Source organism: Candidatus Phyllobacterium onerii, assembly GCF_028331445.1.
GTDB lineage: Bacteria > Pseudomonadota > Alphaproteobacteria > Rhizobiales > Rhizobiaceae > Phyllobacterium > Phyllobacterium onerii.
Genome location: NZ_JAQMHX010000008.1, coordinates 214,218 through 240,252, shown reverse-complemented (window position 1 = coordinate 240,252; position 26,035 = coordinate 214,218). Strand labels below are relative to the sequence as shown.

The following is a 26,035-nucleotide window of genomic DNA, read 5'->3' as shown; positions in this document are numbered from 1 at the left end:
GAGAGTCGTGTCTCGAGGTACGGCGTCTTTGGACAAACCATTGGGAAAACGGTTTAGGAGGAAATTGGCCGTGGCAAAAATCAATAAGGTTATGGTTGGCGAATCGCTGATTGGCGATGGAAATGAAGTTGCGCATATCGATCTTCTGATCGGACCGCGTGGCAGCGCTGTCGAGACGGCATTCTGCAATGCATTGACGAACAACAAGGACGGGTTCACCTCCCTTCTTGCGGTTATTGCGCCGAATATGGCGTGCAAGCCGAATACAATTTTGTTCAACAAGGTTACGATCAAGGGCGCCAAACAGGCGGTCCAGATGTTCGGACCTGCGCAGCATGCAGTGGCTAAAGCGGTTCAGGACAGTGTTGCCGATGGCACCATTCCAGCGGACGAAGCCGACGATCTGTTCATCTGCGTCGGCGTCTTCATCCATTGGGAAGCCGAAGACGATGCGAAGATCCAGGACTTTAACTATCGTGCAACCAAGGAAGCGCTGCAGCGCGCAGTGACGGGCAAGCCGACTGCCGCCGAAGCAACCGCGCAGCGCGATTCAGTCAAGCATCCATTCAGCGCTTAGACACGAGACAACCCCGCACAGAGCAAACCCTCTGTGGAACCGGAGGGTCTGTTGCGCCGGTTGGCAAAAAGTCTGGGCTTCTAGACATGAAGAAGGGGGACACCCCCTTCTTCCACTGCTTCATCCCCGATTTTCATGCCGCATCAGAGACGAGACCGTCTCGGGTGTCAGCGCACCGCTATGCAGCGCCGTTGCCACGAGTGCGGCCGAGATGCCGATAGCTTGCAATCGTTCAAGATCATGCACATTGCGCACCCCGCCGGCTGCGATCACCGCACGATGTCCGGCACGGCGCTTGATCTCTGTCAGGCGCTCGAAATCGGGACCAGAATTGGCCCCGATGCGGCCAAGCGTCATGACGATAATGCGCGATGGCCAGTTGTTTGCGTTTTCAAGAATTGATGGGGGACCAAGGAACGCGTCGGCCCGGAAATCCAGCGAGAGAACGAGACGCGGGTTCGTATGGAAAGCCTGCAGCAACGATGGATCAATTTGGGATTCGGAGCCAAGGACGGGCCAGATGCCATCTGTCGCGAGAGCGCCTTCCAGTTGCTCCCGATCGTTGAAACCGGCGTCTAGCCAGATATCGGAGTTCGACACCAATGGCTGCAATTGGTCCAGGGAACTTGCCCGGCGGCGCTCGATCGCATCGAGATCGGCGATATAGAAAGCCGAAAAGGGATAGACTTTGCGCAAGCCAGTCGCGACATCGAATATATCGGCGGTTGGGCTAAGCGGGGTTTCGATGGGCCGGTAGGAATCGCGATCGCCCAGGCGCGCGCGCACCACGAGACCATCTTTTATGTCGAGTACCGGAATGATATGCACGGGTATGATCCAAGGAATGATGCGCCCATGAAATCCCGATTTGCCAACGAAGGAAAGCCCCTGATTACCGGCTGGGATATCGGCGGCGCTCATCTCAAGATGGCCCAGTGCCGGGATGGCGAAATCATTTCAGCGAGAATCTTCAAGACATCGCTTTGGCTTGGGCTGGAGCAGACGCGTGAGGCATTGCGGGAGATCGCTCCACTGCGGGGCGAAGGCAATATCAATGTCTTCACGATGACCGGCGAGTTGTCCGATACATTCGCCTCGCGCGATGCGGGAATTGCCGGCTTGCTGGGCTTTATCGAGGAAGAATTCGGCGTTGAGAACACACTGATCTATGCGGGTCGAGCGGGGTTCTGCGATGTGCGGGCGGCTCGCAGCCTTGGCAGCGATATCGCTTCCGCCAACTGGCACGCCACCGCAAGCCTGAGTGCGAAGCTGACAGGCACGGGTTTGTTTGTCGACATGGGTTCGACGACCACCGACATTCTCGCGTTCAGGAATGGCAAGCTGGTCAATGACGGATATTCCGATGCCGAGCGGCTTTTGACCGGCGAGCTGGTTTATACGGGGTTTGCCCGTTCCGCGCTGATCGGTATCGCCGCACTGGTTCCGGTGCGTGGGCACATGACGTCGCTCATGAATGAATATTTCGCCAACACCGCCGATCTCGGCCGCATTCTCGGCACGCTGGACGAGTCGGATGACAAATATCCTTCGGCGGACCGGCTGTCAAAGACCGTCGCGGGTTCCATTCAACGCATAGCGCGTATGGTCGGGCGCGACAGCGGCGACCTTGAAGAGCACGAATGGCTCGATATTGCGCGCTGGTTCAGCGAACATCAGCTGCGCATGATCCATGACGGCGCGTTCCGGGTGGCACGCAAGCTGGATCACGCTGCGCCGGTCATAGGAGCGGGTATCGGACGGCCACAAATCAGGCAATTGGCGAAACGCATGGATCGCCCTTACCTCGATTTCGGGTCGTTGATTCCTGCCACCGAAGAGGCTCGCGACGACGCCAGCAAGGCAGCGCCTGCAGCGGCCGTCGCATTGCTTGGGTCATTGCACCTAGATCACCAACTAGCACCTAGGCCTGCGTGACCCTTGTCACGGCGCATTTTTCCTCTATATATGACCACTAAGGTCATATTGGAGCATATCCTGATGAAAGAGATTCAGTTGAAGGATGCCAAGGCAACGTTTTCACATGTCATCGACGATGCAGTTGCCGGGGAAACCGCCGTCATTACACGTCACGGCAAGCGGGAGGCTGTGATCATCAGCTATAGCGAATACGAACGGTTGAGCCGAGTCCCTTCCCTTGGCTGGCTGCTTACCAATTCACCCTTGGAAAAGGGCGACCTACCCGAACGTAAGCCTGCGAAGGCTTTGCACCGCTCTGCTTTCTGATCGTGTATCTCCTCGACACGAACGTTGTCAGCTTACTTGCACCGGCAGCGCGCAGGACCAAAGCTGACGAGAAAGTCGTCGAGTGGATCGTTAGCCGTTCGGAGGATTTGTGGCTATCAGTCATCACGGCCGCGGAAATCGAAGATGGAATAGCCAATGCCGCCCGCAAAGGCGCCACACGAAAATCGCACTACCTTGAGGAGTGGTGGGGGGAAATCCGTCATTATTACGGGAACCGTATTCTGCCGCTGGACCTCGATACCGCAAGAATCACCGGGCATCTGATGACAATAGCGCGGGCGGCAGGTGTCAGCCCGGGCTTTGAGGATATTGCGATTGCGGCAACCGGACAGAAAAATGATCTGACCGTGCTCACGATCAACGAACGAGACTTTAGACCGCTTGGCGTCAAGTATCAGAATCCGTTCAGTACATTGCCCGCTTAGAGCCTGCCATGATGATGCACGGCTTCCTTGCCTTTCGCGTCGGCAGCGTCGCGATGATCCTTGACCTTTTCCATCAACCAGGACCAGGCCTGATGTTCATCGGGTCCGGCGGTCTTCTCGATAGCGATTGCGAAATAGGCGATCTCCGCCTCGATCTTTTCTGGCGGCAGCATTGAAAGGCGGCTGACGAGGATTGCAAGTTCAAGCACGGCAGCCTTGGCACGGTTGAGCCCGGTAAACGGCGCGTGCGTGGCTTCGGAAACCACCTTGCAAAAATGGCGCGGGCGCATGGCGTCCTCATCGACGGAGACGACCTTGAGCACCGAATGGCTGAGCGCTGCTTCCAATCGTGGCACCGGGCAGTTTTTGACCGCAACGGTCGGCCAATCCTTGCGGCCGGTCAGACAGCCGGCGAAGATCAGCATGTCATCGGTATAATTGGCGATCGCGAACGGAATGGCGGCAAGATTTTCAAGCGTTTTCGACGGGCGGAAAGGCGCGATCACCCAGCCATCCTCGTGCTGGATGATACCGAGCGGCGCAATGTGGGCAACGCCTTTATCATCGACTGTAGTGACGATGGTTTCCCTGATGTAGGTCACGGCGTCCTATCCTTTTTCGCTTTCAAAGTATGCCCTGCCTCCGCCAACCGCAATCGGTCCTGTTGCTTGTCAGGAACAGCCGCGCCCCAGGGCAGCGGTTCATCCTGCGTGTAGCGTTTGCCCAGCTTCCAGGCAATTTCCGCCTTGGTCAACTCGGCGCCGAGATAGAAGGCATGGGCGCCGTCATTCTCAACGCCGAGACCTGGAAAAAGTTCAAATGCGTCCTGCGCGATCCTGTGGCCCTGACCGTTGAAGATGTGCACACCATCCGGGGCGGTCATGATACGGAAATTGGCATCGCGGACGTCAGCGGCAAGCGCGGCAATATCCTCGACGCTGTTCGGGTAGGGCTTGCGGTCGTGCACCTGCAGCAGACCGGCATCGTAGCCGCGCGGCAGGGCATGATCCTCTCTGGCCGCAAACATGGTGCGGCGTGCGCTATCGTGCTCCTCGACCGTGCGGATCGTATGTGGGCTGACATTGACGACAAGCACGTTGCCTATCGACAGCTCGGAGCAGATGCCCGCCAGCAGGGCGGTGACACCGGAACTGTCGGCATCGGTGAGTTCGGTCAGATTGCCGGTGCCCATCATCATCGGGATATCCGGCCAGCGGCGACGCGCTTCAAGAAAACGCCCGAGCGATATGGAAAAGCCGAAATGGATCGGGTCGAGCACCGGATCGGCGATGAAGGCGATGTTCGCCGCCTGGGCTGCATCGATCGCACGGCCAAGCGAATCCAGATCGCCCGGGTTAGAAGGAATGAGAACAGGGGTGACGCCATGTTTGATCGCGAGACCGATGGTATGTTCGGTAAGGCTCAGGAGATAGTCCACACCGGCCGCAGCACCGGTTTCGAGCTCTTCGAGATTGGCCGAGTCGACACTGACTTTGAGCCCCTGACCCTTCAGGGCGCGAACGGCATCGGCCAGATGAGGAAACGGGGTTTCCGGCAGGCAGCCGAGATCGATGACATCGGCACCGGCAGCGGCAAGATGCGTTGCGCGCTGCATGAGCGCCTCGAGCGACAGTGCCGAAGCATCGACGATTTCGGCAAAGATTCGCATGTCATGCTTCGAAAGATCGATGGGCTTGCCGACGCGCCCGAGAAAGACAGGGAGATCGGCGACTTCATCGGGGCCTCGGACGAACGGAATGCCGAAACGCTGGCTCAAACTGTCGAGATCACCGCGATAGCGGCCGGGCAGGATGACACGGTCCGCTAAAACAGGCGACTTCAGGCGCCGCGCAATGATCTCCTCGGTCATCAGCGCCGCGACCTTCACACCGATATCGACAATCTCGTAGGTAAACGCCGTCTTACCGAGATCGGCGAGGATCCGTTCCAGCCGCGCGCGGGCAAGGTGCCCGGTCAAGAAGAGCAGATGCTCAGCCATCGCCGGAGATCCCCTTCTGGCGGGCGGTGATCGTTTCTATGAGTTCGGCCAGTGACTCGACGACCTTGGTTCGTTCATAGGTCTTGAGCTTTGCAGTGTTTTCCAGATCGATCGGGCGCGGATAGACCTTGACCATACCGCTCGGCGCCATGGTTTCAAGTTCGGGCGCCGTGTCGCAGGCAAAAACGATGGACGGCACAAGGCATTTCCCCGCCTGCGCATAGACATTGGTGGGCAGCGAATCTGAAATACCGGCGACGCATTTTGCCACTGTGTTCGACGTGGCCGGCGCGATCACGGCCGTGTGGTAGACGCCGGTGTAAAACCCGCCAATGGGCACTGAACTCGCCGTCTTGTCGTGCAGCACCCGCGTCGTTTCGGGGAAGTCGAGCTTGAGCTTGTACATGCGCAGCACTTCGTTCGCAGCCTTCGAGACGAAAACATCGCAGTGCTCGAGCGTGCGGATCAGCTCGAAACTCTCCACAAAGAAATGGCCCGAACCGGTCAATGCCCAGGCCCAGCGCGGCGTATGCATTCTCGTCATTGCGCATCCATGGCTTCGGTGTGTCTGTGCCGCATGACCCTGCTTCCGGGGATGGATGCCAAGGGCGTATCGAGCGTATCCAGCATCGCGGGACCGGCGACATGAAGGTTCGCGCCCTCGCCCAGCATGTCCGGCAGCATGCTGTCGACGATGCCGGCGGCGGCAAGTTCCTGCACACTTGCGTAATCGGCATATTCGTGGGTCTGCTTCACCAGCAGCAAAGTATCAGCGTGCAATTGCCGGGCCAACCAGGCGCTTAAACTATCCGACGTAATCTGCCACGATGGCGGTATATCCGCCGCATCCAAGGTCATCGATGATGGAAGCCAGACCGGCGTTGCGCTGGCGTCCAGCACCTCGCCGATCTGCGATATTGACCGCGCCACCCGCAATTGCGGATGCCTCTCGGCAATGGCGATGCCGAACTGGTCCATGGCAAGGATGGCCATCGCATGCGCCGCGACGTCGGAATAACCGAGACGCTTTTGCGAAGTCCGCACCTGATCGGCGAAAGGACCGCCGCCCGGCACGATGATCAGCGGAAAGGTTGCGCTCGCCAGAAGGTCGATCCAGCGCTGCATTTCCGCATGGCCTGCCGTGCTGCCTCCAAGCTTGACGACGAGCGGCTTCATGAGGATTTCCGGCCTCCTTGAGCATGGATCGGCCTAGGCTTGACCGATGAATTCTTCACATCGTTTTTCCGTTCTATCTCGACGCCGACACCGCCGGGTCCAAGCTCCAGCTTTTCAGCCCGCACGACAACGCGGATCACCCGCGGATTTTCCAGAACGAAAGCCGCGACCTGCTCGGCCAGCGTTTCGGCAAGCTCGATATGGCCGCGCGCGACGATGGCACGAATGCCATCCATGATGAGATCGTAGGAAACGACGTGGCGCATGTCTTCCGGGTTGCGCGTCACCCGCAGAACATCGGCCGACACATCGAAACGCACCTTCTGGGCCTTGCCATGCTCGAAACTATAGGCGCCGATATGGACTGGCAGGACAAAATCACGGACGAATATCTTGTCGGTTCCAAGCCCGGCCTCGGCAGGATCCGGGAAGTAGCCGCGCGCGGCGAGCAACTTGTAGTCGACGCCAGGAGGCGCGCTTGCCTCAAGAGCCTCCGGGATCAGGCCGCGAATCTTCGCTGTTGCCTGCGCATCGATCGGCGCCGTGCGATCGAGACTTGAACACAGCGCACCGCGGAAACCGAGAAAATCGGGGGCATAGGCCAACAGACGCGGGATATCCGGCGCTTCGAGCGATCCGGCAACGCCAACCTTCAATTCGTGCGACTGGCCATCCTTGATGAATTTGCCGATCTGGTCAGGTGTCATGTGGTCGAGCAACCGCCCTTTCGACTTGTCGGCCGTGTCAATCATCACGCCGTGAAAACCGGAGGAAGAGAGCTCTGCAAACAGATTTTCGCTGTACGTATCGCGGTAGTCGGCAAAGAGCACCGCGATCAATTTTTTGTGTGACGCAAGCGGCTTCAGCGCTTCCAGACAGCCGGCTAAATTGCCTGACGTAAAGAGCCCGATCTTGATATAGTCCACGGCGGTTGCAGCGAACTCTTCAACCTTTTTGCGAATGACTTGAGGTTGCATGGGAAGATCGCCGCAAGCTGCACTGACGGGCCGCCTTCCTGCAATAAAATCGATAACTTCCAAAAGCTTGGGCAGTGCAACCGCGCCCAGCGCGCCATTGGCCGGATCCTTCAGATCGATGATATCGGCACCATTCTGGAAGACGATTTCCGCCTCGAGAACATCTTGAACGCTCGCCAGCATTTGTGTCATCAGCACAGCCCCCGAAACAGATTGGAAATCTTGCCTGGTGCCAAAGAAAAGTTGACACCGAGGGTTGAGATTATGGCGGGGTTGTTTAAAAACACTATGGGCACCTCTGTTCTTAAGCGACCGCCATCACGTGAATGGCGGCTAGTCTGAATGGTATGATCATGAAGAGTACGGTGCCAAACACTCTCTCAGTTTTATTCGGCTTTTTTTTGCTCTTCGTCAACGTGTCCGGAGCATCGGCGCAGCAGGCTGCGACGAATAAACCTGCAAAACCAGTGGTTGAAACGCGCATTGGCTATCTTCGCGCCTATGAACCGCAACTGGCACTATCCGTACTCGATATACCGCCCCGCGACGAAGGCGTGGCCGGCGCCAATGTCGCCATCAACGACAACAATACGACCGGCAAGTTTCTGGGCCAGAGTTTTGCGCTGGACGTGACCGAGACGAAATTCGACGCCGACGTGGTGCCCGTATTCAAGGAAATGCTGGCCCGTGGCGACAAGTTCATCCTGACCGACATTTCCGCCAAGCAATTACTGTCGATTGCCGATCTTGCCAAGGATAGCGGCGTCCTCCTGTTCAATGTCGGCGCCACGGATGACAGTCTGCGCGAGGAGGAATGCCGCTCCAACGTTTTCCACACAGCGCCGACGCGAAGCATGCTCGCCGATGGACTGGCGCAATACCTCGTCTGGAAACAATGGCGCAAATGGGTGCTGCTCTATGGCTCGCACGACCGCGACAAGCTCTACGCCGATGCGATCCGCCGTGCCGCCACGCGGTTCGGCGCAACGATCGTCGAAGAGCGGCTTTACGAGGACAAGGGCACCGCGCGCAGGACCGATACCGGCGTCATCCAGGTGCAAAAGCAGATGCCGGTATTCACCCAGAACCTGCCGGAACACGATGTGGTCATCGTCGCCGACGAGAGCGAGGTTTTCGGCAGCTACGTCCCTTACCGGACCTGGACGCCGCGGCCCGTAGCGGGAACGGCCGGACTGGTTCCCTCAAGCTGGCACCCCGCCAGCGAACAATGGGGCGGATCACAGATTCAGAACCGTTTCGACAAGGCGACGGGACGGCGGATGCTGTCGAAGGACATGCAATCGTGGACGGCAGTACGAATATTGGGAGAGGCAATTACGCGGTCAAAGGGAAACGACCCCAAACAGGTCGAGACTTTCATCAAGGCGGATGACTTTTCCATAGCGGCCTTCAAGGGACAAAAACTCAGTTTCCGCAACTGGAACTGGCAGTTGCGCCAGCCGATCCTGATCGGCGATGGCCACGGCGTCGTTTCCACCTCGCCGCAGGAAGGTTTCCTGCATCAGTTCTCGGAGCTCGATACGCTGGGCGTGGACAGGCCGGAGACCAAGTGCAAGCTTAATTAAGAACAATGTCATGGGAGGACAAAGATGCGACGACGACACATGTGCCTGCTCGCTACGACCGTAGCGCTGCCATTTCTTGCACAGCCCGCCTGGGCCAATCTGGTCTATGTCTCGAATGAGAAAGACAACACGGTGACCGTGGTCGATTCGAAGACCATGGAGGTGGTCAAGACGATCAATGTCGGGCAACGGCCGCGCGGCATCACCATCTCGCCTGACGGCAAGATCATCTATGTCTGCGCCAGCGATGACGACACGGTCGAAATGATCGATACCGCCACGAATGAAGTCGTCGGATCGCTGCCGTCGGGTCCCGACCCCGAGCTTTTCGTGCTGTCGCCCGATGGGCAGACGCTCTATGTCGCCAATGAGGACGACAATCTAGTCACGGTGATCGACGTCAATACGAAGGGTGTCGTGGCGGAAATTCCGGTGGGCGTCGAGCCGGAAGGCATGGGCGTGAGCCCGGACGGCAAGACAATCGTCAACACCTCCGAAACCACGAGCATGGCGCATTTCATCGACACGTCGACCCATGAAATCACCGACAATGTACTCGTGGATTCGCGCCCGCGCTTTGCCCAATTCAAACCCGATGGTTCCGAGGTCTGGGTTTCCGCGGAAATCGGCGGCACGGTATCGGTCATCGACAACAAGACCCGCGCAGTGACCCATAAGATCACCTTCGAAATCCAGGGATTGCGCTCCGAACAGATCCAGCCTGTGGGCGTCCGCATCACCGCCGATGGCAAGAAGGCCTATGTGGCGCTCGGGCCTGCGAACCGCGTCGCCGTAGTCAACGCCGAAACCTACGAAGTCGAAAAATACATTCTGGTCGGTCAGCGGGTCTGGCAGCTCGCATTTATGCCGGACGGCAAGCAGATTATCAGCACGAACGGGTTGTCGAATGACATCACGTTCATCGACACGGAAACTGATGAGCCGATCAAATCCGTCACCGTGGGGCAACTGCCCTGGGGCGTCGCGATATCGCCGAACTGACGCAATTCTGAAGACCAAAGGGAGGAACTACATGACAACATATAAAACGCTCGCACTGGCAGCAGTTCTCGGCATCGGGCTGGCTCAATCCTTTGCCTTTGCCCAGGCTGACGACGATGACGACGCCAAGGCAGCACCGGAGCCGAAAGCGGCAATGCAGGCTAAGCCGCCGGCGATCACCCGCGGCAGCAAAGACGTGCCGGAACTTATCCTTGGGTCGAAAGACGATGAATTTACCGTGAACCGCAAGGATTTCGAACTGGTTGCCGGACAGGGCTACCGCTGGAAGATCACATCGGCAGCCGGTCTCGAGTACAAATTCGTCACCGATCTTTTCCGCAACGTGTGGATGAATCAGATCGTCATCAATGATCTGGAAGTGCATATGAATGGCGCGCCGGCCTGGCTGGAATTCGACAGTCCCGGCACGATCAATGTACAGTTCACGGCGGTGCGTCCCGGCAAGTACACCTGGTCTGCCGGCGACCTTGCAGACAAGGGAATGAAGGGCACGATCACCATCAAATAGCCGTCAGTTTGCGGCAAGGTCGTCGTCGCATAAGGTACCAAGGGTGGAGCTTGATGGGTACAAATGCCGGACTGAGGAACATCAATGACAAATCAATGCAGGAAGCAAATCTTCCGGCGCTTGATCTCGCATCGGTGAGTTATGCTTATGGCAAACGCCAGGCGCTGGAAAATGTCACGTTCTCCATAGCGCCGGGGCGCTTTGCCGTGCTGCTTGGCCTGAACGGAGCAGGCAAGACGACGCTGTTCTCCTTGATCAGTCATCTATTCGCAACAAGGCATGGCCGCATCCATGTGTTCGGCCATGACATCGACCGACGGCCAGGCGATGCGCTGCGGCGGCTCGGTATTGTTTTCCAGGCGCGCACCCTCGATCTCGATCTTTCGGTGCACCAGAACCTCTCCTACCATGCATCGCTGCATGGTATCCGCTCGCGCGAAGCCAACCGGCGCATTCACGATCTGATGCAATCCATCGACATGAGCGATCGGCTCCATGAGAAAGCCCGCAGCCTCTCGGGTGGGCAAATCCGGCGCGTGGAGATTGTGCGGGCGCTGTTGCACGAACCCTCGCTGTTGCTGCTCGATGAAGCGACCGTTGGCCTCGACATCAAATCACGTGCCACCATCCTTGCCGATATCCGCAAGCTGGTCGAGGAGAAGGGCATCAGCGTCCTGTGGGCGACGCATCTGATCGACGAGGTCAGTCATGCGGATCAGGTCATTGTCCTCAACCAGGGCAAGCTCGTCGCCAACGGTCCGGTGCATGAGGTGGTCAAGAACGCCGGGGCGGTGACGATCAACGAGGCGTTCTCGCGGCTTACCGGGATATATGCACTGAATGCGGGGAACCGGCTATGACAGACATCGCCAGCCACGCCCCGATCGGACACAGCCGCTTCGGTGTGATGAATTATCTGGTTTGCCTCAAGGGTATTCTCATCCGCGAAGGCCTGCGCTATCTCAACCAGCGCGAACGTTTCATCTCCTCGCTGGTGCGACCACTGTTGTGGCTGTTCATCTTTGCGGCAGGCTTCCGGCAGGTGCTCGGCGTTTCGATCATCCCGCCCTATCAGACCTATGTGCTTTACGAGGTCTATATCACGCCCGGCCTGTGCGGCATGATCCTCCTGTTCAGCGGCATGCAATCATCTCTTTCCATGGTCTACGACCGGGAAATGGGCAATATGCGCACGCTGCTCGTCAGTCCGTTTCCGCGCTGGTTCCTGCTGGTGTCGAAGCTATTGGCCGGCGTTGCCGTTTCCATCATTCAGGTCTATGCCTTCCTGTTCATCGCCTGGTTCTGGGGCGTCAAGGCGCCGCCGTCCGGGTATCTGCTGACGCTGCCGGCGCTGTTCCTGTCGGGCATGATGCTGGGTGCGCTTGGAATGCTTCTGTCATCGCTGATCAAGCAGCTGGAAAACTTCGCCGGCATCATGAACTTCGTGATCTTCCCGATGTATTTTGCCTCTTCGGCGCTTTACCCATTGTGGCGCGTACAGGAGGCAAGTCCCCTGCTCTACAAGATCTGTCTGCTCAATCCGTTTACCTATGCGGTCGAACTGGTGCGCTTCGCATTTTACGGACAGATCGAGTGGACCTCGCTTGCCGTCGTCTGCGGGTTCACCATTGTTTTCATTGCGGGCGCAATCATCGCCTACGACCCTTCGCGCGGTCTCGTCATCAAGAAACAAGAGGGAGGCAATAATTGAAACGGTCAGAGGTATTCTTCGCGGCGTCGGCTGGCCTTGTCCTGCTGGTTTCCGGCAACGGTGCTATCGCCGCGGCGAACAGTGATCCGAGCTGGCCTTGCGTCCAGCGCAAGGTACCGGAACTTTCGATCGGCCAGGTGTGGAATGGCCCGGACATTCCGGAGACTGCGAAAAACTGGGATACCGATCCAAAAATCGATGATCTCGTCGGCGAGATCTCAGCAAGGCGCAACCCGCTCGACGTGGCACAAAAGCAGATCGTGGAGTTCGCCGGAGGACTGCCGAAAGAACAGGTGAACGACAAGATGTTGATGCTGTTCCAAGGTGTATTCGACACGTTGAACCGCGAGCGTGAACAGGTGATGTCCGGTATCTCGCGTTATGCCGACAAACAACGCGACATGGCAGAGGATTTGCGCAAGGAAGCCTCGACGGTCGATGCGATGCGCGCCAAACCTGATGCGGATCCGGAGGAACTCGACAGGGCAAATGAAAGGCTGACATGGGAAACCCGCATATACGATGAACGGGTCCACTCGCTGACCTATGTCTGCGAGGTGCCGACGATTATCGAGCAACGCCTGTATGGCCTGTCGAAGACGATCCAGCAAACGATCATGAAACCATAGGCTCGGTGACACGGCCGATGCGGCGATAGGTGAAGGCGTCGGGTGTTGTGTCGGCCGTCTTTGTGCTGATGGCCTCGTTGATGAGCGCACCCATGCGGGCATGCAGCGGGGATTTGATGCACGCCGGGTCCGTAGCAGCCGCGTCGCCGGCGATTGCCATGGCCTGACAGCGGCAACCGCCCCAATCGATCTCCTGGCGCTCACAGCTGCGGCAGGGTTCCTGCATCCAGCTTGTTCCGCGAAACGCATTGAATGCGGACGATTCATGCCAGATACGGCTGAGGCTCCAGTCGCCGAAACGCTCGAAATGCAGAGACTTGATCGTGCCGGCGGCATGGCATGGAAGCACGGTTCCATCGGGCGCGACCATGAAGGCATCGCGCGCCCAGCCGCCCATGCAGGGTTTCGGATAAATGGCGAAATAATCAGGCGTGACGAAGTCTATCGTCATGATGCCGCGCAGACGTTCCTGCGCCTCCTCGACGATCTGCACCTGGCGCTCGACCGCCTCGCGTTCCGGCATGAGCGCCTTGCGATTGAGCAGAGCCCAGCCCGCATATTGCACATTGGCGATTTCCAGCCGCTCGGCGCCAAGAGAGAGCGCGAGTTCGATGAAATCCGGCACTTCTTCCATGTTGTGGCGATGGATCGGCGCATTGATGGTCAAGGGCAGACCTGCCGCACGGACGCGGCGTGCTGTATCCAGCTTCTTTTCATGGGCACCGTGCGAATTGCCGATCTTTTCAGTTGTGGCAGCAAACGCGCCCTGGAAACTCAGCTGGATGTGATCAAGCCCGGCCTCGGCCCAGGCCTCAATCCGGCCATCGGCGATGCCAACGCCCGCCGTGATGAGATTGGTATAGACACCGCGCCGCGCCAGACACGCAATAAGCTCTCCGAGATCGGGACGAAGCGTTGGCTCACCGCCAGAAAGATGCACCTGCAGAACGCCGAGGTCGGCCGCCTGTTCGAACAGCGAAAGCCAGCCTGCCGTATCCATTTCCCGGTTGGCTTTCAACAGCTCGACCGGATTGGAGCAATAGGCACACTGCAGCGGACAGCGATGCGTCAATTCCGCCAGCATGCCGATCGGGGGTAGGACAGGTTCGTTCATAACGTCACCAGAAACTTATCGGACCATTCCTGCAGAAAGCCGGTTACATCCGGCGCGATCTCGGCTTCATCCGCTGCATACTGGTCCGCCAGCAATGAAATCATCAGCGCAACGCTGTGGCGGCCATCACACAGCCTCAAAATATCGAGGCTCACTTCATTCGGCCAGAACACCCGTTCCGGCGACAGCAGCGCCCATGCCTCGCGCACCGTATCATACTGCAGCCGCGCATGAGACTTTAATATGGGTCGCGATTGCATGGAAACAACCGCACGGACGCGACTTGCCCCAGTCATGCCGCCTCCGGGTCGAAAGCGCCGGGCGGGATATTGCCCTTTTCGCCGTAGGCATGAGCCAACGCATCGAGCATTGCCCAGAGGATATCGCATTTGAAAATGAGCGCGTCGATGACCGCCTGCTGCTTTTCCGGCGTATCGGCATGTTTCATCACATAGGCCAGGGCGAAATCGGAATCGCGTGACGCCTGTGTCGGTCGCTTGTCGAAGTAGGCCAGGATATCCGGCGTCACATAATCATATTTCGCCAGCATGGCCGGAACGCGCTCGTTGATGATAACCGGCGAGAATAGCTCTGTCAGCGACGAGGCCACGGCCTCAAGCAGCGTGCGGTTGGTGCAGAAGGAAAGATAGGCGCCGACGGCAAATCGCGTGCCCGGCAGCGCCAGCTTTTCGCTTTTGACATCATCAGCATCGAGGCCAAGACCCGTAGCAAGCTTCAGCCAGCGCGCGATGCCTCCACTCCAGCCGTCGTCGCCATCATGATCCTCGATCCGCTTGCGCCATTCGGCGCGAAATTCGGGATCCTGGGCCCGAGCAAGGATCATCGCGTCCTTGCGCGGAATGACCGACTGATAACAATAGCGATTGAGCGCCCAAGCCTGCATCTGGCCCTTGGTCAAAGAGCCGTTGACCATCTGGTGGTGGTAAGGGTGGCGATTGTGATAGCGCTCCGCACCGATCTCGCGCAGAACTTCTTCCAGACCAGCCGGTGACAATCCGCCTCGCGCCGCATTGCCGAATTTGCTCAAAGCCTGACCTCCATGCCGTCAAATGCTATTTTCCAGCCCGCTGCGACAACCGCCGCATGTTGAGGCGACGCCGCGTCAAGAATGGGGTTGGTATTGTTGATGTGCACGTAGATCCGCTTCCTGATGCCAAGATCCGCCAGGGCCGCCAGCGAACCGCCCTCGCCTGAAATGTACATATGGCCCATGCGCGCGCCGGTTTTTGTACCCACCCCTGCCGTGATCATCTCGTCATCGGTATAGACGGTGCCATCGAAGAAAAGACATTCGGCACCTGACAAGCGTTGTCTAAGGGGGGCGTCGATACCGGCGCAGCCAGGAATATAGAAGGCCGTCGCGCCATCGTCCGATGCGATGCGCAGTCCGATCGTATCACCTACCTCTGTGCCAAACCCTTGATTCGCCTTCGATTTGTCTTCGAGAAACAGTGCAACCTTGCCCGGCACAGCAAAGGTTTCGACCGTTATACCGACACGATTTCCTTGGGCGTCGAGAATATCCGTGCTCTCGTCCACTGGGAGCTCGCGCCTCTCGACGATTTCCCGATCAAGGACATTGAAGATTGAATTGGAGTCGAGCACATCGAGAACCCGCCGTGTCGCGTAGATCGCGAACGGTTCGCGCTCGCGCAGACTGAGCAGACCGGCAATATGATCGACATCGGCGTTGGTCAGGATGACGGCACGGATCGGCGTTGAGCGCAGCGGTCCATCGGCGCGGGGTTGCAATTCAGGCGTTCCCGCAATCTGCTCGCGGATGTCAGGCGATGCGTTGAACAAAACCCAGTCATGCCCATTCGCACTGGCGGCGAGGCTGGACTGGGTTCTTGCACGGAAATTGGCTTCGCCATCCCATGCTCCGCGGCTCAATCGATAATTGCAATTCCACTGGGGAAACCCGCCTCCTGCTGCGGAGCCGATGACTGTCAATCGCATGCGGGCACAAACCCTCTCCTTCCGGAAACCCACGTTCCGGCCGAACAAGCACAAGGTGCCGCCCTACGCGATCAGATCGCGCAGGGCGATGGGTCAGATCTTACTTTTTTGCCTTGAGTTCTGCAGGCAGGTAACGTGAAAGTTCCATACCGGCAGCAACCTGACACATGGTAGGCTTTGTCCATGTTTTCTTCATGCTTTCCTCCTTCTACTCAAAGATCAAAGATTGATCTTTCTCCTTATCATACGCCGTTATGGCGCAAGATTGAAATTAAAAGGGCTCATTTTTCTGTGTTGGCTGCTTCGCCGCGGTCCAGCCATCCGTGCCGAGAGGATACCAAAGTACTGATTTGTATCCCCATTCAACAGCTCGTTTGGCCGCATTCCAGGACATCCAGCAGTTCGCCATACAGTAAAAAAGCACCTTTCGTTTCGTGTCGTCGCCCAACCGAGATTTCAGCCCCTCGCGAAAATAGGCTTCCGTCTCCTTGTTTATGATTCCGTAGCCCACATTTGCGAGCCATATGCTCCCGGGGATATCCTCCCGGACTTTTTCCCTCCAGATGGTCCCGGCCGGAAGATTTGCCGGCTTGGGATCGTGAGGAAGGACATCAACGAACACCGCCGATTTGTCTTTCCACAAGGCGATGGTTTCCTCGGTGGTGACCACCTTTGCCCCCTTCAGGGTGGCGGGAACCGGCGCCCTGTAATTTTCAGTCCTGTACTCTGTCGGCTCCGGCGCCGTTTCACCCGCGTAAGCCGTCGTCACCAGTACGGTAATTAAAACGGCCAACGCACAGGAACAGTTCCGCACCGGTTTTTCACCTCGCTTCATCCACCCACCACGCTACTGCGTGATCGGCTTGTTATTCTCGTCGACCAGGGGCACCTCGAAATCGAGCAGGATCTTGTTGATCTCAGCCTGGTTCTCCCGGATTACCTTGTTCAATGTGCGCTTCCACTCCTGATCGGATGGGCGCACACCCATCGTGATCCGGTATGCCATATGCCCGGTCTTTTCCTTGACCAGGGGAATCACCGTGAGGTTCGGATCGATCTCCTTGGCATAATAACCTGCCATCGGTCCCCAAAGGATCGCAACGTCGATCACACCGCTCTTGAGTTCCTTGATCATGACCTCCGCCATCGAAGGCGCGAGCCTTGTATCGACCATCAAAGGATAGGGATGGACATTACGCATGTAGCCGACTTTGGCGAGGTTTGCTGACGGCGGTGTTCCGGCAACAACGCCAATTTTCTTATTCGCCAATTTGCTGTCCTCGATCGTATCGACACCATCGAGACCGCTGTCTTTCTTGTAGATCATCACATAGGTCGAGCGATAATAGGCATTGGTGTTCTGGACGAGTTCGTCGCCTTGCGCGTATCCCATGATAATGTCGCAGCGATTGGCGCGCAGCGTGCTGCGGACGAAGCCGGTCGCCATCGGGAACCATGTATAGGCTACCGATTTACGCCCGGTCTTTGCGGCCACAAGTTCGGCCAGCTTGTTTTCAAACCCCTTGCCGCTCTCATCGGAGAACGGCATGTTGGATGGATCGGAGCAAACACGCAGGACGTCAGGATCGACCAGCTCGCCCGAGGCTCCAAGACCCGCGCCTTGCGCAAGGACCCCCGACGGCACGGCAACTGCCGCCGCCATAACGCCACCGGCAATCCATCTCATCAGTGGTCGCGCATATCGCATCATTTAACCACCCATACACGAGGCTTCCGCCTCTTTGGCTGCTGGCGGCTTGTCCTCATGTTTCGCGGGACGCCCACGCGGCAGATCGCCTACGGCGCGGGCACGAAGGTAGACGTAGAGGTCGTCCATATAGCAGTAGACATTCTTGTTGTTGCCAAAAGCAGGCATCACCTTGTCATTGCCATTTTTGAGGTTTTTGCGACCTTCAGCAACTGTCGACAAAAAGTCGGCATAGCTCATTGTCTTCAACGAATCTGCCAACGCTGGCGCGAAGGAAGAACCCGCACCGTCAGCGCCGTGGCAGACAAAACAATCTGAATTGAACCGGCGAAACCCGCTATAGGTGTACCAGTCGACCGTTCCATCCTCCTTGATCTTGAACGTGGGATTCCCATCCTTATCGGCATATTTGCCGTTTTCGTCGGAGGCAACAGCTGCTGCGGCTTTGTCATCGGCGTAAGCGCTGCCTAGGCCCGCTACAAGCGCAAGACCGGCAGTGACGGCAAGCAATGTCATTCGAATAGGCATACAAGAACCTCGCATTCAACTCGTCAATTCGCGTCAGCACCTCGCGGCGCCGCCTGGACGGTTGTTTGATCATCAATCTGGGTCAGGTGACACGGGGGGCCCGGCCTGGTTGAAACCGGGCACCCATTATTCAAAGCCTGCATCCGCGGGCTCACTGTGTCAGCTTTGTTCCCGATTACTCAGGAACAGCGAAAACGGTCAACTGACCGCCCAAGGCCGTGTAGTCGGAGAGCGCAGCATAACCGCCGACCGCGCCAAGGCCTTCATTCGGCTTCGTCAAGCCAGCGGCAAGACCGATACCAGCCCATCCGCCAACACCGGACAGAACGGCAACATATTGTTTGCCCTTATGTTCGTATGTGGTGACGTTACCGATGATGCCGGACGGAGTCTTGAACTTGTAAAGTTCCTTGCCGTCCTTATCGACCGCCTTCAGATAGCCTTCCAGTGTTCCGTAGAAGACGACATCGCCATCGGTGGCCAAAGCACCTGACCAGACCGAGAACTGCTCGGGTTTGGACCAGACGATCTCGCCCTTGGCCGCATCCCATGCGATGAAGTTACCCATGCCGCCATGGCTGTTCGGAGCTGGATACATGGAAAGTGTCGCGCCGACGTAAGGCTGACCGGCGGTGTAACTAACCTTGTAGGGCTCGTAATCCATGCAGACGTGGTTTGTTGGAACATAGAAGAGCTTGGTCTTTGGCGAATAGGCAGCCGGCTGTTGATCTTTCGTACCAAGAGCCGCCGGGCAGATACCCGTGGTGTTGACGTCTTCGCCTTGAGCCTGGGTCGAGTATTTGTCCACGACCTTCGGACGGCCGTAGGTCTTGCTATCCTTGTCCATGTCGACTTCCGTCGCCCAGTTCACTGCCGGATCGTATTTCTTTGCGACCAGAAGTTCGCCGGTTGCACGATCCATCGTATAGGCAAAGCCGTTGCGATCGAAGTGCACGAGGACATCACGCGGCTTGCCACCGACTTCGATGCCATCCGCAAGGATCATTTCATTGATACCGTCATAATCCCACTCGTCATGCGGGGTCATCTGGTAGAGCCATTTCGCCATGCCGGTATCGGCATCGCGGGCCATGATGGTCATGGACCACTTGTTGTCACCGGGACGCTGACTTGGGTTCCAGGTGGATGGATTGCCGGTACCGTAATAGATCAGGTTCAGCTTGGGATCGTACGAATACCAACCCCAGGTTGTTCCACCACCGGTTTTCCATTGATCACCTTCCCAGGTGTTGGTGCCGGAGTCTTTTCCGACTGGCTTGCCGAGCTGGGTGGTCTTTTCCGGATCGATCAAGGTTTCCTTGTCGGAACCCATCGACCAGGCACGCCAGGCCTGCTTGCCGTCCTTCATGTCATAAGCGGTCAACGCACCGCGAACACCAAATTCACCACCGGAAATACCGACGATGACCTTGTCTTTCACGACCATTGGCGCGGATGTACCGGATTCGCCCTTACTGCCGTCTGACGCCTCGGCGTTTTTCACGGACCAGACCGGTTTACCCGTCTTTGCATCGAGGGCAACGAGCGTTGTATCGGCCTGATAAAGGAATATCTTGCCGTCGCCGTAAGCTACGCCGCGATTAACGGTATCGCAGCACATGATGGGAATGACGTTTGCGTCCTGCTTGGGTTCATACTTCCAGAGGATTTTGCCATCATTGTTCAGGTCAAGCGCAAAGACGGTGTTCGGATATGGCGCATGGACATACATCACATCGCCAACGATGAGCGGGCCTCCTTCATGGCCGCGCAACACACCAGTCGAAAACGTCCAGGCGACCTGAAGGTTTTTGACATTGTCCGCAGTGATTTTATTGAGTTTTGAATATCGCGTATTAGCGTAATCGCCGGTCTGGATAGCCCAGTTCTTCGAATCAGAAATCAGACCCTGAAGATCGTCATTGGCCAGAGCACCCCCCGCCAATGAGAACGTCATGGCCGTTGTAGCCAATGCAATTCCAATTAAATTCTTGTGTACACGCATTTTGAGTCCTCCCTAAGTTCACATTTATGAACTATCGGACGAAGCCGTTTTTCAGTGCGGGTTCGCTCCATTAGCTCACGCAAATGGGGAAGTATTTCCGGCAGCGTGTCACGACAAAGCCAGGCGCGCAGAGGGCACCGTTACTGCCCACCTCGCTTGGCCTACGAAGACTGTCACCACTCCCTTGACGGCAACGTCCTTGAAGCCGGAAACAAGTTGACGATAGGAGAAAGAATTGCATTAGGCAAGCCGGATTATCAAATTATATTTGCTGCACTGCAGTGTACTTTTGCTGCATTGCAGTAAGTGGCCGATTTAGTTATCGTATTCTGCCAGACGACCTTGTCACATAATTTGATACTTATAGAAGGGATTCTGATTGCGGTTTGTTATTGTTATTTGCTATCTACTTGGAAAATGTATATTTACCGTCCGAAAAATGCGAGGATGCCATGATGACGACGAAGATCACGCATATTGCCCTGTTAGCAGGTGCAGCAATTGTCCTTTCCTTGCCGGCAAACGCTGCGTCAGATTACCCCACTTCGACCCTCGCTGAATACGTCTATGGCTGCATGAAAGCCAATGGTGAGAACCGGGATATGCTTCAGCGCTGTTCCTGTTCTATCGACGTCATCGCATCCGTCGTGACCTACCCTCATTACGAAGCCGCCGAGACCTACAAACAGATGGGGCTGGTGTCCGGAGAGAATGGTGCCCTATTCCGTGAGAGCGCTCCGGCGAAAGCTTCGATCACCGAATTGAAGCGGGCACAAGCCGAAGCCGATGTCCGCTGCTTCTGAAGACCTCGATAATTCATCTTGATGGCCATCTAGGGCAGCTTTTCTCGACTTCCGGTACTCACGAACGAGATAGTTCGCGGCGCTACGGCTCCTCGAAAACCACCCTACCTGACTCATCAAAATGAATTCTGGAAGGTCTTCATGGCCGCGTTTTCGATCACAGGCTGGAGGATTCCAGCGGCAATTCGTCCTGGAATTTCTTGCCTTCGGTATCGGCAGCCTCGACTTTCACATCCTCGCCGGGCTTTGCATCGAACTCGAAGCGGAAGTTCGGGTCTTCAGAGATCGAAATACCGCCTTCCATCGACATGATAAGCCGATCGCCCTGCGAGACGGTCAGGCCCTGAATGAAGTGCGCCGGAATATAATAGCGCGTGAGTTGATCCATCTGCAGCCCTGAGTTGTTGGGGTGACGAATCATCAGCTGCATTTCCGTTGCGCGGGTCATTGGCTCGTTGCCGGGAGTCTTTGCTGTAAAGACACGAAGCTTCATCTTGCCGAGCGAGGCCAGGGCCTCGTCCTGGTTTTTCATCGCCGGTGCGGAGCAGCCGCCGGACGCCTTGACGAAAGTTTGCGTCATATGAAGTTTGCCATCTTCGGTTTCCGCGATAGCGCGGACATAGGAATAGGCATTGACCCGAAGGCGGGTCGCTAGATGGGTGACGCCTGCATCCTTGCCAAACTGGAATACGGCAGCGACGGGCGACGGATTTTCATCGACGATGAGGGTGACAGCCTTGATCCGGCCAGTTGCCGCATCGGTTTTGAAATGCAGATCGATGGGTACGATTGCCGCGTCCTCGGCGCGTTTCGGCGCATCGATCGTGATGATGCCATCAGCATCTCCGATCGGCTTTTGGCCGAATACATCGCCCTTCAAGCCGTCCCACGTTTTGGTATCCGGAACGCTTGCGCTTTGCGCGCCAGCCGCAAACGGCATCGCCGCTCCAACGAGTACGAGAATGACGAGCGCAACCACCCGGCTGCCCAGTCGCATCGCATTTATCGTCATATTCTGCCTCCACCAAGAAATTTGGCGGTGCCCGGCCATGTTTGAGTATACCACCTCGGCCGACGAAGTTGCAAACGGGTTCACTCCCATTCGAGCTCGGCAAAGGCGGCCGTGGCGTTGCGCACATTATATTCGTCGAAGAGGCGCCAGTCGTTCCGCTCGCTTTCCGCCGCTGTCTTGACCGCCTCGGCCATGGGCACGCCATCGGCGATCGCCTTGCGAATATCGCGGGCGAGCGCATCGAAATAGCGCTGCTCCTGCTCAAGCGCCTGCGGCCACGCCGACGGAACGGGACCATGTCCCGGTACCGCGAATTTTGCCTTGATCCCTTTGAGCTCCTCCAGCTGTGCGATCCAGCCAAGCAGCGATCCATCCATCGTCGGAAGATGCTCGATGAAGCACAGATCGCCAGTGAAGAATGTGCCCGACTGTTCGTCGAAAATTGTCAAATCGTTGTCCGTATGGGCAGGTTTCCAGGCTTTCAACGTAAGCTTCCGATTACCGATATCGAGCTGTTCCTCGCCGGTGATGAGTTTCGTGGGTGGCACGATCTTTATGTCGGCCATCAGCTCACTGCCCATGGCATCGCGATAGCTCTGCAAATAATAGTCGCCGCGGGCGCTCAGGGCGCGCGGCAGATTGTGATGCCCGACAACAATCGCTCCCGTTTCCCCGAATGCGGCGTTTCCGAAAATATGATCGGGGTGCATGTGCGTGTTGATCAGATAGCGGATCGGCTTATTTGTCCTGGCGCGAATGGCGGCGAGGAGCTCCCTCCCCTCGGCAACACTGCCGCCGCTGTCGATCACGGCGACCGCTTCGTCACCGATGATGAAGCTGACATTGCAGATCTCGCCCTCGTTGTTCGCAGCCATCATCTCTGGCCTGCCTGCAAAGGCGAATACCCCGCGGGTAATCTCCTTGACAGGCAAGGGCTCGACCGGGCTCGACTGCGCCCGCGCCAGACGGACATGCGAAATGCCGCAACAGGCGAAAAAGACGCCAGTTTTAAGAACGCTGCGCCGGGTCGGCTCGCTCATGGTGCGTTCCTCACCCCAGCGAATTTCTCATTGAACGAACGCAGCAGATCAGCCTTCACCTGCTCATTGCGATAGTTGCGCGGCAAGCGGATATCGAACGTGCCGATCACATGGGCGGGACGTTCGGAAAGCACGATGATACGGTCGGCGAGCATGATCGCCTCCTGCAGATTATGCGTCACCATCAATGCGGTTGTCGGGCGCTCGGACCATACGGAGAGCAGCATATGCCGGAGTTGCTGCGCTGTGGACTCATCCAGCGAGACAAATGGTTCATCAAGCAAAAGTATATCCGGCTCGATCGCCAGCGCGCGCGCTATCGCCGCCCGGCGTGCCAGCCCCAGCGATAGCTCTGCCGGATAGAAATTGCGCATCTTCGACAGGCCTAGCGTGCTGAACAAGCTGTCGAGATTGGTCTCACGCATGGGCCTCGGCATGGCGAGCCGCACATTCTGCTCGACCGTGCGCCACGGCAGAAGCATCGGCTCCTGAAACACCGCCCCGATACGCGCGTCCGCCAATCCGGGTAACTGGATCGACCCGTGATAGTCGCTATCGAGACCAAGCAGAATGCGCAGTGTGGTGGTCTTGCCGCAGCCTGACGGTCCAAGGATACAAGCGAACTCGTTCTGCTCGACCTCGAAGCGCAGATCGCGCAGCACTTCAATCGTTCCACTGTTGGACGAGTGGAACGTCTTCTCCTCGAGATTGACCTTAAGCCGCGCTGCGACGCCAGCGAGTTGATGTGTGTTCAAGCGGTTGCACCACGACGAGTTCGATGAAGAGCATGACGGCGACAAAGGCCAGCGTATAGGCAAGTATCGCCGCGACATCGAAGAGTTGAAAAAACAGATTGATCTGAAAACCGACACCGTTTGAGCGGCCGAGCAACTCGACCACGAGCACAATTTTCCAGATCAGCGAAATGCCGGAACGCGACGCGGCGGCAATATAGGGCTGCAGTTGGGGTATCAGAATGTGCCGCAAGCGATCGAGTGCATTGAAGCGGTACACCTGTGCCATTTCCGCGTAGCGCGGATCGAGCGCCCTCGTTCCTTCACGCATGGTGACGACCACATTCGGGATCTTGTTGAGCGCTACGGCGCCGATCGCTGCGGCTTCATTGAGCCCGAACCAGATATAGGCGAGGACGATGATGACCAGCGCCGGTATATTGAGGAAGAGAATGACCCAGGGATTGAAAAACTGATCTGCACGGCGATGGCTGCCAAGCAGGACACCGATCACCGAACCTATCAGCATCGCCAGGACGAAGGAGGCGGCCACGCGGCACAAGGTGATACCGAGATTATACGGCAGATCGCCGCTCGCCGTTTCGCTGATAAAGGTTTGCAGAACCAGCAAAGGCGCCGGGAACGAGCGACTGGGCCAGATCGTCGCTCCAAGGTGCCATGCGACGACCAATGCGCCAAACGACAGCAACACCATCAACGGTGAGCTCCACTGCCGCTTTGAAACCGTGGTGGAAACAAGCTTGCCCGTTTGCTGCCGTTCGCTTGATGCAAGAGCCAATTAGTCTGCCCTCCAGAATGTGCCCGGTGCCAAGGTTTTTCCGGGGCCGACAAGCCGTTCGCCGCCAAGATCGGCAAGGATAGCATAGAGCTTCACCGCGTCGGCCTGTTCGTCCTCGATTGGCCGGTCGGGAACACCTTCACGATAGCGGTCACGCAGCACATCCAGTTCATGGCCTTCGGCCTTCACCACCGGCGCCAAACGTTGCCATTCCTCATCGGAACTGCCGAGCAGGGCCTTCGCATCTCGACTTGCCTTGACGAAACCCGCTATCGCGTCCGGATGGGCGTCGGCCCATTTGTCGTGAAAGATGTAACCGATGGCCGAAACGTCACCTGTAGCGCCGAGCGCCTTTGCAGCATCGCTGGTACTGACCAGGCGGTGAAACCCATTGGCTTCAAGCCGCGCGCAAAAATTCCAGAAGTTCAGCACGGCATCCAGTTCGCCTTGCTGCGCCTTTTCGGCAAGTAGCGGCGGCGTGCCGTAGACAATTTCGCTTTGCGCCGGCAGATCGAGTGCGAATTGGTGCTTGGCATAGCCCTGTATGAGCAGCCAGCTCTTGTCCAGCGGCCCACCTGCCACTCCGATCTTCTTGCCTTTCAGATCCGCCAGGCTTTTGATTGGCGAGCCATCGTGAACCATCAAGGCTCCGACTGAACTGGAATAGGGCACGAAGGTCAGGTCTTCGCCTGACGCGCGCTGCCGCGACACCCAGAGCCAGTCCGTGACAATGATATCGACATCCCCGGCCATCATGGCCACATTGGTTGCATCTTCACTGGCGAAGAAGCGGACGTCGACATTCACGCCATATTTTTCGTCGAGCTTGTGCTGCTTGATCGTGTCCAGCTCCCAATTGACAGTCCCGAATTTCAGGACGCCAACACGGACCGTTTCCGCAGCCGGGCTCGCCTGCGTGCCAAAACCAAGAGCGAGCGCGAGCAAGATGCCGAAGCGAAAAAGGCGTTGATGTAGTCCTGCCACGATGTCCTCCCAGACGGATCGCCATGAGTTTACGACCTAGAGCTCCAGGTCCTTTGACGGATAATCGCATTTCCACCGAACGACCTTGAGCTTTGGATGTTCCCCGGACCATTTGGCAATCTCTGTCGGCGCGAGGAACATGCAATTGTTCAGGCCGCCCCTGTTTTCAAAATGCAGGCGCTCCTCCCGGCAACTCGCCGGGTTGGATATGAGACAGATGGTCAAAACAAGATCAACAACATCCATGCAGGCACCTCCCAATCCTCTGGCACGTCCCACCTTCATAGCGCCGAAATCTCAGGAGTCCTGACAGGCTGGAAGGTCGTAGTGCGGATTTCTCAAGGTGCCCGATGAGAAATATTCGTCACAAATTACGGGTGTCATCTCTCGGCGTCAATTGCAACCGGCCGAGAAAACACGATCGTGAAGCTGCGGCGTTATATCCCGGTCAA

General features: G+C 57.3%; 32 protein-coding genes. 11 read left to right on the top strand and 21 right to left on the bottom strand.

Annotated elements, in window-relative coordinates; genetic code table 11:
* The first annotated feature begins 70 nt into the window (after nt 1-70).
* Nucleotides 71-577 carry a formaldehyde-activating enzyme gene (fae, locus tag PHA01_RS19500; RefSeq protein ID WP_112529174.1) on the top strand — a complete coding sequence of 169 codons (507 nt, stop codon included), beginning with the start codon at nt 71-73 and terminating at the stop codon, nt 575-577.
* A 120-nt stretch (nt 578-697) separates the two neighbouring features.
* Here fae and PHA01_RS19495 read toward each other — a convergent pair whose 3' ends face one another.
* On the bottom strand, nt 698-1,405 hold the full coding sequence (locus PHA01_RS19495) for a HisA/HisF-related TIM barrel protein (protein WP_271898025.1): 708 nt from the start codon (nt 1,403-1,405) through the stop codon (nt 698-700).
* A gap of 27 nt (nt 1,406-1,432) precedes the next feature.
* Here PHA01_RS19495 and PHA01_RS19490 point away from each other — a divergent pair, with 27 nt between their 5' ends.
* The 3 genes from PHA01_RS19490 to PHA01_RS19480 all read left to right on the top strand — a co-directional run bounded on the left by PHA01_RS19490 (nt 1,433) and on the right by PHA01_RS19480 (nt 3,267).
* The gene (locus tag PHA01_RS19490) at nt 1,433-2,512 is read left to right on the top strand and encodes a hydantoinase/oxoprolinase family protein (protein WP_271898024.1); all 1,080 of its coding nucleotides are present in this window, start codon (nt 1,433-1,435) and stop codon (nt 2,510-2,512) included.
* 63 nt (nt 2,513-2,575) lie between these two features.
* Nucleotides 2,576-2,821, top strand: coding sequence for a type II toxin-antitoxin system Phd/YefM family antitoxin (locus tag PHA01_RS19485; RefSeq protein ID WP_271898023.1), 246 nt, complete (start codon nt 2,576-2,578; stop codon nt 2,819-2,821).
* Nucleotides 2,822-2,823: 2 nt separating this feature from the next.
* Nucleotides 2,824-3,267 (top strand): type II toxin-antitoxin system VapC family toxin, encoded by a 444-nt coding sequence (locus tag PHA01_RS19480; protein WP_271898022.1) that lies wholly within the window; start codon nt 2,824-2,826, stop codon nt 3,265-3,267.
* On the opposite strand, the gene PHA01_RS19475 is transcribed toward PHA01_RS19480, so the two are convergent.
* From PHA01_RS19475 to PHA01_RS19455, 5 genes are read right to left on the bottom strand one after another with little or no spacing between them, the layout of a single operon-like run.
* Nucleotides 3,264-3,869 (bottom strand): DUF447 domain-containing protein, encoded by a 606-nt coding sequence (locus PHA01_RS19475; protein WP_271898021.1) that lies wholly within the window; start codon nt 3,867-3,869, stop codon nt 3,264-3,266. The genes PHA01_RS19480 and PHA01_RS19475 overlap by 4 nt on opposite strands.
* Nucleotides 3,866-5,266, bottom strand: a complete 1,401-nt coding sequence (locus tag PHA01_RS19470) for a DUF6513 domain-containing protein (RefSeq protein WP_271898020.1) — start codon at nt 5,264-5,266, stop codon at nt 3,866-3,868. The genes PHA01_RS19475 and PHA01_RS19470 overlap by 4 nt, the downstream gene beginning before the upstream one ends.
* Entirely contained in the window at nt 5,259-5,810 is a 552-nt protein-coding gene (locus PHA01_RS19465; RefSeq protein WP_271898019.1) for a flavoprotein, read from the bottom strand. Before PHA01_RS19465 ends, PHA01_RS19470 begins: the two co-directional genes overlap by 8 nt.
* Nucleotides 5,807-6,442, bottom strand: coding sequence for an amino acid kinase family protein (locus PHA01_RS19460; RefSeq protein WP_271898018.1), 636 nt, complete (start codon nt 6,440-6,442; stop codon nt 5,807-5,809). The genes PHA01_RS19465 and PHA01_RS19460 overlap by 4 nt, the downstream gene beginning before the upstream one ends.
* Nucleotides 6,439-7,611 (bottom strand): (5-formylfuran-3-yl)methyl phosphate synthase, encoded by a 1,173-nt coding sequence (locus PHA01_RS19455; protein ID WP_271898017.1) that lies wholly within the window; start codon nt 7,609-7,611, stop codon nt 6,439-6,441. Before PHA01_RS19455 ends, PHA01_RS19460 begins: the two co-directional genes overlap by 4 nt.
* 161 nt (nt 7,612-7,772) lie before the next feature.
* On the opposite strand from PHA01_RS19455, the gene PHA01_RS19450 reads away from it, so the two are divergent.
* From PHA01_RS19450 to PHA01_RS19425, 6 genes are read left to right on the top strand one after another with little or no spacing between them, the layout of a single operon-like run.
* A complete protein-coding gene (locus PHA01_RS19450; RefSeq protein ID WP_417020988.1) occupies nt 7,773-9,005 on the top strand; it encodes an ABC transporter substrate-binding protein in 1,233 nt (410 codons plus the stop codon).
* 24 nt (nt 9,006-9,029) lie between these two features.
* Nucleotides 9,030-10,007 carry a YVTN family beta-propeller repeat protein gene (locus tag PHA01_RS19445; protein WP_271898015.1) on the top strand — a complete coding sequence of 326 codons (978 nt, stop codon included), beginning with the start codon at nt 9,030-9,032 and terminating at the stop codon, nt 10,005-10,007.
* Between the two features lie 31 nt (nt 10,008-10,038).
* Entirely contained in the window at nt 10,039-10,536 is a 498-nt protein-coding gene (locus PHA01_RS19440; protein ID WP_271898014.1) for a cupredoxin domain-containing protein, read from the top strand.
* 53 nt (nt 10,537-10,589) lie between these two features.
* Nucleotides 10,590-11,396 (top strand): ATP-binding cassette domain-containing protein, encoded by an 807-nt coding sequence (locus PHA01_RS19435; RefSeq protein WP_271898013.1) that lies wholly within the window; start codon nt 10,590-10,592, stop codon nt 11,394-11,396.
* On the top strand, nt 11,393-12,247 hold the full coding sequence (locus tag PHA01_RS19430) for an ABC transporter permease (protein WP_271898012.1): 855 nt from the start codon (nt 11,393-11,395) through the stop codon (nt 12,245-12,247). The genes PHA01_RS19435 and PHA01_RS19430 overlap by 4 nt, the downstream gene beginning before the upstream one ends.
* Nucleotides 12,244-12,876 (top strand): hypothetical protein, encoded by a 633-nt coding sequence (locus tag PHA01_RS19425; RefSeq protein WP_271898011.1) that lies wholly within the window; start codon nt 12,244-12,246, stop codon nt 12,874-12,876. The genes PHA01_RS19430 and PHA01_RS19425 overlap by 4 nt, the downstream gene beginning before the upstream one ends.
* On the opposite strand, the gene pqqE is transcribed toward PHA01_RS19425, so the two are convergent.
* From pqqE to xoxF5, 9 genes are all read right to left on the bottom strand, one after another.
* Nucleotides 12,863-13,990: a pyrroloquinoline quinone biosynthesis protein PqqE gene (gene pqqE, locus PHA01_RS19420; protein WP_271898010.1), complete on the bottom strand. Its 1,128-nt coding sequence runs from the start codon at nt 13,988-13,990 to the stop codon at nt 12,863-12,865. The two genes, PHA01_RS19425 and pqqE, sit on opposite strands and share 14 nt — an antisense overlap.
* Nucleotides 13,987-14,286 carry a pyrroloquinoline quinone biosynthesis peptide chaperone PqqD gene (pqqD, locus tag PHA01_RS19415; protein ID WP_271898009.1) on the bottom strand — a complete coding sequence of 100 codons (300 nt, stop codon included), beginning with the start codon at nt 14,284-14,286 and terminating at the stop codon, nt 13,987-13,989. The genes pqqE and pqqD overlap by 4 nt, the downstream gene beginning before the upstream one ends.
* Nucleotides 14,283-15,038 (bottom strand): pyrroloquinoline-quinone synthase PqqC, encoded by a 756-nt coding sequence (pqqC, locus tag PHA01_RS19410; protein WP_271898008.1) that lies wholly within the window; start codon nt 15,036-15,038, stop codon nt 14,283-14,285. The genes pqqD and pqqC overlap by 4 nt, the downstream gene beginning before the upstream one ends.
* Nucleotides 15,035-15,970 carry a pyrroloquinoline quinone biosynthesis protein PqqB gene (gene pqqB / locus PHA01_RS19405; protein WP_271898007.1) on the bottom strand — a complete coding sequence of 312 codons (936 nt, stop codon included), beginning with the start codon at nt 15,968-15,970 and terminating at the stop codon, nt 15,035-15,037. The genes pqqC and pqqB overlap by 4 nt, the downstream gene beginning before the upstream one ends.
* 100 nt (nt 15,971-16,070) lie before the next feature.
* Nucleotides 16,071-16,166: a pyrroloquinoline quinone precursor peptide PqqA gene (locus tag PHA01_RS19400; RefSeq protein ID WP_100002498.1), complete on the bottom strand. Its 96-nt coding sequence runs from the start codon at nt 16,164-16,166 to the stop codon at nt 16,071-16,073.
* A gap of 75 nt (nt 16,167-16,241) precedes the next feature.
* Nucleotides 16,242-16,805: a PQQ-dependent catabolism-associated CXXCW motif protein gene (locus tag PHA01_RS19395; RefSeq protein WP_271898006.1), complete on the bottom strand. Its 564-nt coding sequence runs from the start codon at nt 16,803-16,805 to the stop codon at nt 16,242-16,244.
* Between the two features lie 12 nt (nt 16,806-16,817).
* Nucleotides 16,818-17,681, bottom strand: a complete 864-nt coding sequence (locus PHA01_RS19390; protein WP_417020987.1) for a substrate-binding domain-containing protein — start codon at nt 17,679-17,681, stop codon at nt 16,818-16,820.
* Nucleotides 17,682-18,206: a c-type cytochrome, methanol metabolism-related gene (locus tag PHA01_RS19385; protein WP_271898005.1), complete on the bottom strand. Its 525-nt coding sequence runs from the start codon at nt 18,204-18,206 to the stop codon at nt 17,682-17,684. It abuts the gene before it with no gap.
* A gap of 175 nt (nt 18,207-18,381) precedes the next feature.
* A complete protein-coding gene (gene xoxF5 / locus PHA01_RS19380) occupies nt 18,382-20,163 on the bottom strand; it encodes a lanthanide-dependent methanol dehydrogenase XoxF5 (protein WP_271898080.1) in 1,782 nt (593 codons plus the stop codon).
* A gap of 503 nt (nt 20,164-20,666) precedes the next feature.
* Here xoxF5 and PHA01_RS19375 point away from each other — a divergent pair.
* A complete protein-coding gene (locus PHA01_RS19375) occupies nt 20,667-21,014 on the top strand; it encodes a hypothetical protein (RefSeq protein WP_417020994.1) in 348 nt (115 codons plus the stop codon).
* Nucleotides 21,015-21,171: 157 nt separating this feature from the next.
* On the opposite strand, the gene PHA01_RS19370 is transcribed toward PHA01_RS19375, so the two are convergent.
* The 6 genes from PHA01_RS19370 to PHA01_RS19345 all read right to left on the bottom strand — a co-directional run bounded on the left by PHA01_RS19370 (nt 21,172) and on the right by PHA01_RS19345 (nt 25,829).
* On the bottom strand, nt 21,172-22,026 hold the full coding sequence (locus tag PHA01_RS19370; RefSeq protein ID WP_271898003.1) for a quinoprotein dehydrogenase-associated SoxYZ-like carrier: 855 nt from the start codon (nt 22,024-22,026) through the stop codon (nt 21,172-21,174).
* A gap of 80 nt (nt 22,027-22,106) precedes the next feature.
* Nucleotides 22,107-23,066 carry a quinoprotein relay system zinc metallohydrolase 2 gene (locus PHA01_RS19365; RefSeq protein WP_271898002.1) on the bottom strand — a complete coding sequence of 320 codons (960 nt, stop codon included), beginning with the start codon at nt 23,064-23,066 and terminating at the stop codon, nt 22,107-22,109.
* Entirely contained in the window at nt 23,063-23,821 is a 759-nt protein-coding gene (locus tag PHA01_RS19360; RefSeq protein ID WP_271898001.1) for an ABC transporter ATP-binding protein, read from the bottom strand. Before PHA01_RS19360 ends, PHA01_RS19365 begins: the two co-directional genes overlap by 4 nt.
* A complete protein-coding gene (locus PHA01_RS19355) occupies nt 23,781-24,515 on the bottom strand; it encodes an ABC transporter permease (RefSeq protein ID WP_271898079.1) in 735 nt (244 codons plus the stop codon). Before PHA01_RS19355 ends, PHA01_RS19360 begins: the two co-directional genes overlap by 41 nt.
* 84 nt (nt 24,516-24,599) lie before the next feature.
* On the bottom strand, nt 24,600-25,583 hold the full coding sequence (locus tag PHA01_RS19350) for an ABC transporter substrate-binding protein (RefSeq protein WP_271898000.1): 984 nt from the start codon (nt 25,581-25,583) through the stop codon (nt 24,600-24,602).
* Nucleotides 25,584-25,619: 36 nt separating this feature from the next.
* Complete coding sequence (locus PHA01_RS19345) at nt 25,620-25,829, bottom strand: hypothetical protein (protein WP_210002958.1); 210 nt, start codon at nt 25,827-25,829, stop codon at nt 25,620-25,622.
* Nucleotides 25,830-26,035 lie beyond the last annotated feature (206 nt).

Excerpts from the sequence above, each read along its gene's own strand:
- PHA01_RS19455 (WP_271898017.1), bottom strand. The coding sequence starts at position 7,611 with ATGACACAAATGCTGGCGAGCGTTCAAGATGTTCTCGAGGCGGAAATC.
- PHA01_RS19435 (WP_271898013.1), top strand. The coding sequence starts at position 10,590 with ATGGGTACAAATGCCGGACTGAGGAACATCAATGACAAATCAATGCAG.
- pqqE (WP_271898010.1), bottom strand. The coding sequence starts at position 13,990 with ATGAACGAACCTGTCCTACCCCCGATCGGCATGCTGGCGGAATTGACG.
- PHA01_RS19440 (WP_271898014.1), top strand. The coding sequence starts at position 10,039 with ATGACAACATATAAAACGCTCGCACTGGCAGCAGTTCTCGGCATCGGG.
- PHA01_RS19375 (WP_417020994.1), top strand. The coding sequence starts at position 20,667 with ATGACGACGAAGATCACGCATATTGCCCTGTTAGCAGGTGCAGCAATT.
- pqqB (WP_271898007.1), bottom strand. The coding sequence starts at position 15,970 with ATGCGATTGACAGTCATCGGCTCCGCAGCAGGAGGCGGGTTTCCCCAG.
- PHA01_RS19355 (WP_271898079.1), bottom strand. The coding sequence starts at position 24,515 with ATGGTGTTGCTGTCGTTTGGCGCATTGGTCGTCGCATGGCACCTTGGA.
- PHA01_RS19400 (WP_100002498.1), bottom strand. The coding sequence starts at position 16,166 with ATGAAGAAAACATGGACAAAGCCTACCATGTGTCAGGTTGCTGCCGGT.
- PHA01_RS19450 (WP_417020988.1), top strand. The coding sequence starts at position 7,773 with ATGAAGAGTACGGTGCCAAACACTCTCTCAGTTTTATTCGGCTTTTTT.
- PHA01_RS19465 (WP_271898019.1), bottom strand. The coding sequence starts at position 5,810 with ATGACGAGAATGCATACGCCGCGCTGGGCCTGGGCATTGACCGGTTCG.
- PHA01_RS19385 (WP_271898005.1), bottom strand. The coding sequence starts at position 18,206 with ATGCCTATTCGAATGACATTGCTTGCCGTCACTGCCGGTCTTGCGCTT.
- xoxF5 (WP_271898080.1), bottom strand. The coding sequence starts at position 20,163 with ATGACGTTCTCATTGGCGGGGGGTGCTCTGGCCAATGACGATCTTCAG.
- PHA01_RS19485 (WP_271898023.1), top strand. The coding sequence starts at position 2,576 with ATGAAAGAGATTCAGTTGAAGGATGCCAAGGCAACGTTTTCACATGTC.
- PHA01_RS19490 (WP_271898024.1), top strand. The coding sequence starts at position 1,433 with ATGAAATCCCGATTTGCCAACGAAGGAAAGCCCCTGATTACCGGCTGG.
- PHA01_RS19460 (WP_271898018.1), bottom strand. The coding sequence starts at position 6,442 with ATGAAGCCGCTCGTCGTCAAGCTTGGAGGCAGCACGGCAGGCCATGCG.
- PHA01_RS19470 (WP_271898020.1), bottom strand. The coding sequence starts at position 5,266 with ATGGCTGAGCATCTGCTCTTCTTGACCGGGCACCTTGCCCGCGCGCGG.
- PHA01_RS19430 (WP_271898012.1), top strand. The coding sequence starts at position 11,393 with ATGACAGACATCGCCAGCCACGCCCCGATCGGACACAGCCGCTTCGGT.
- PHA01_RS19365 (WP_271898002.1), bottom strand. The coding sequence starts at position 23,066 with ATGAGCGAGCCGACCCGGCGCAGCGTTCTTAAAACTGGCGTCTTTTTC.
- PHA01_RS19370 (WP_271898003.1), bottom strand. The coding sequence starts at position 22,026 with ATGACGATAAATGCGATGCGACTGGGCAGCCGGGTGGTTGCGCTCGTC.
- PHA01_RS19390 (WP_417020987.1), bottom strand. The coding sequence starts at position 17,681 with ATGATGCGATATGCGCGACCACTGATGAGATGGATTGCCGGTGGCGTT.
- pqqD (WP_271898009.1), bottom strand. The coding sequence starts at position 14,286 with ATGACTGGGGCAAGTCGCGTCCGTGCGGTTGTTTCCATGCAATCGCGA.
- PHA01_RS19345 (WP_210002958.1), bottom strand. The coding sequence starts at position 25,829 with ATGGATGTTGTTGATCTTGTTTTGACCATCTGTCTCATATCCAACCCG.
- PHA01_RS19445 (WP_271898015.1), top strand. The coding sequence starts at position 9,030 with ATGCGACGACGACACATGTGCCTGCTCGCTACGACCGTAGCGCTGCCA.
- PHA01_RS19395 (WP_271898006.1), bottom strand. The coding sequence starts at position 16,805 with ATGAAGCGAGGTGAAAAACCGGTGCGGAACTGTTCCTGTGCGTTGGCC.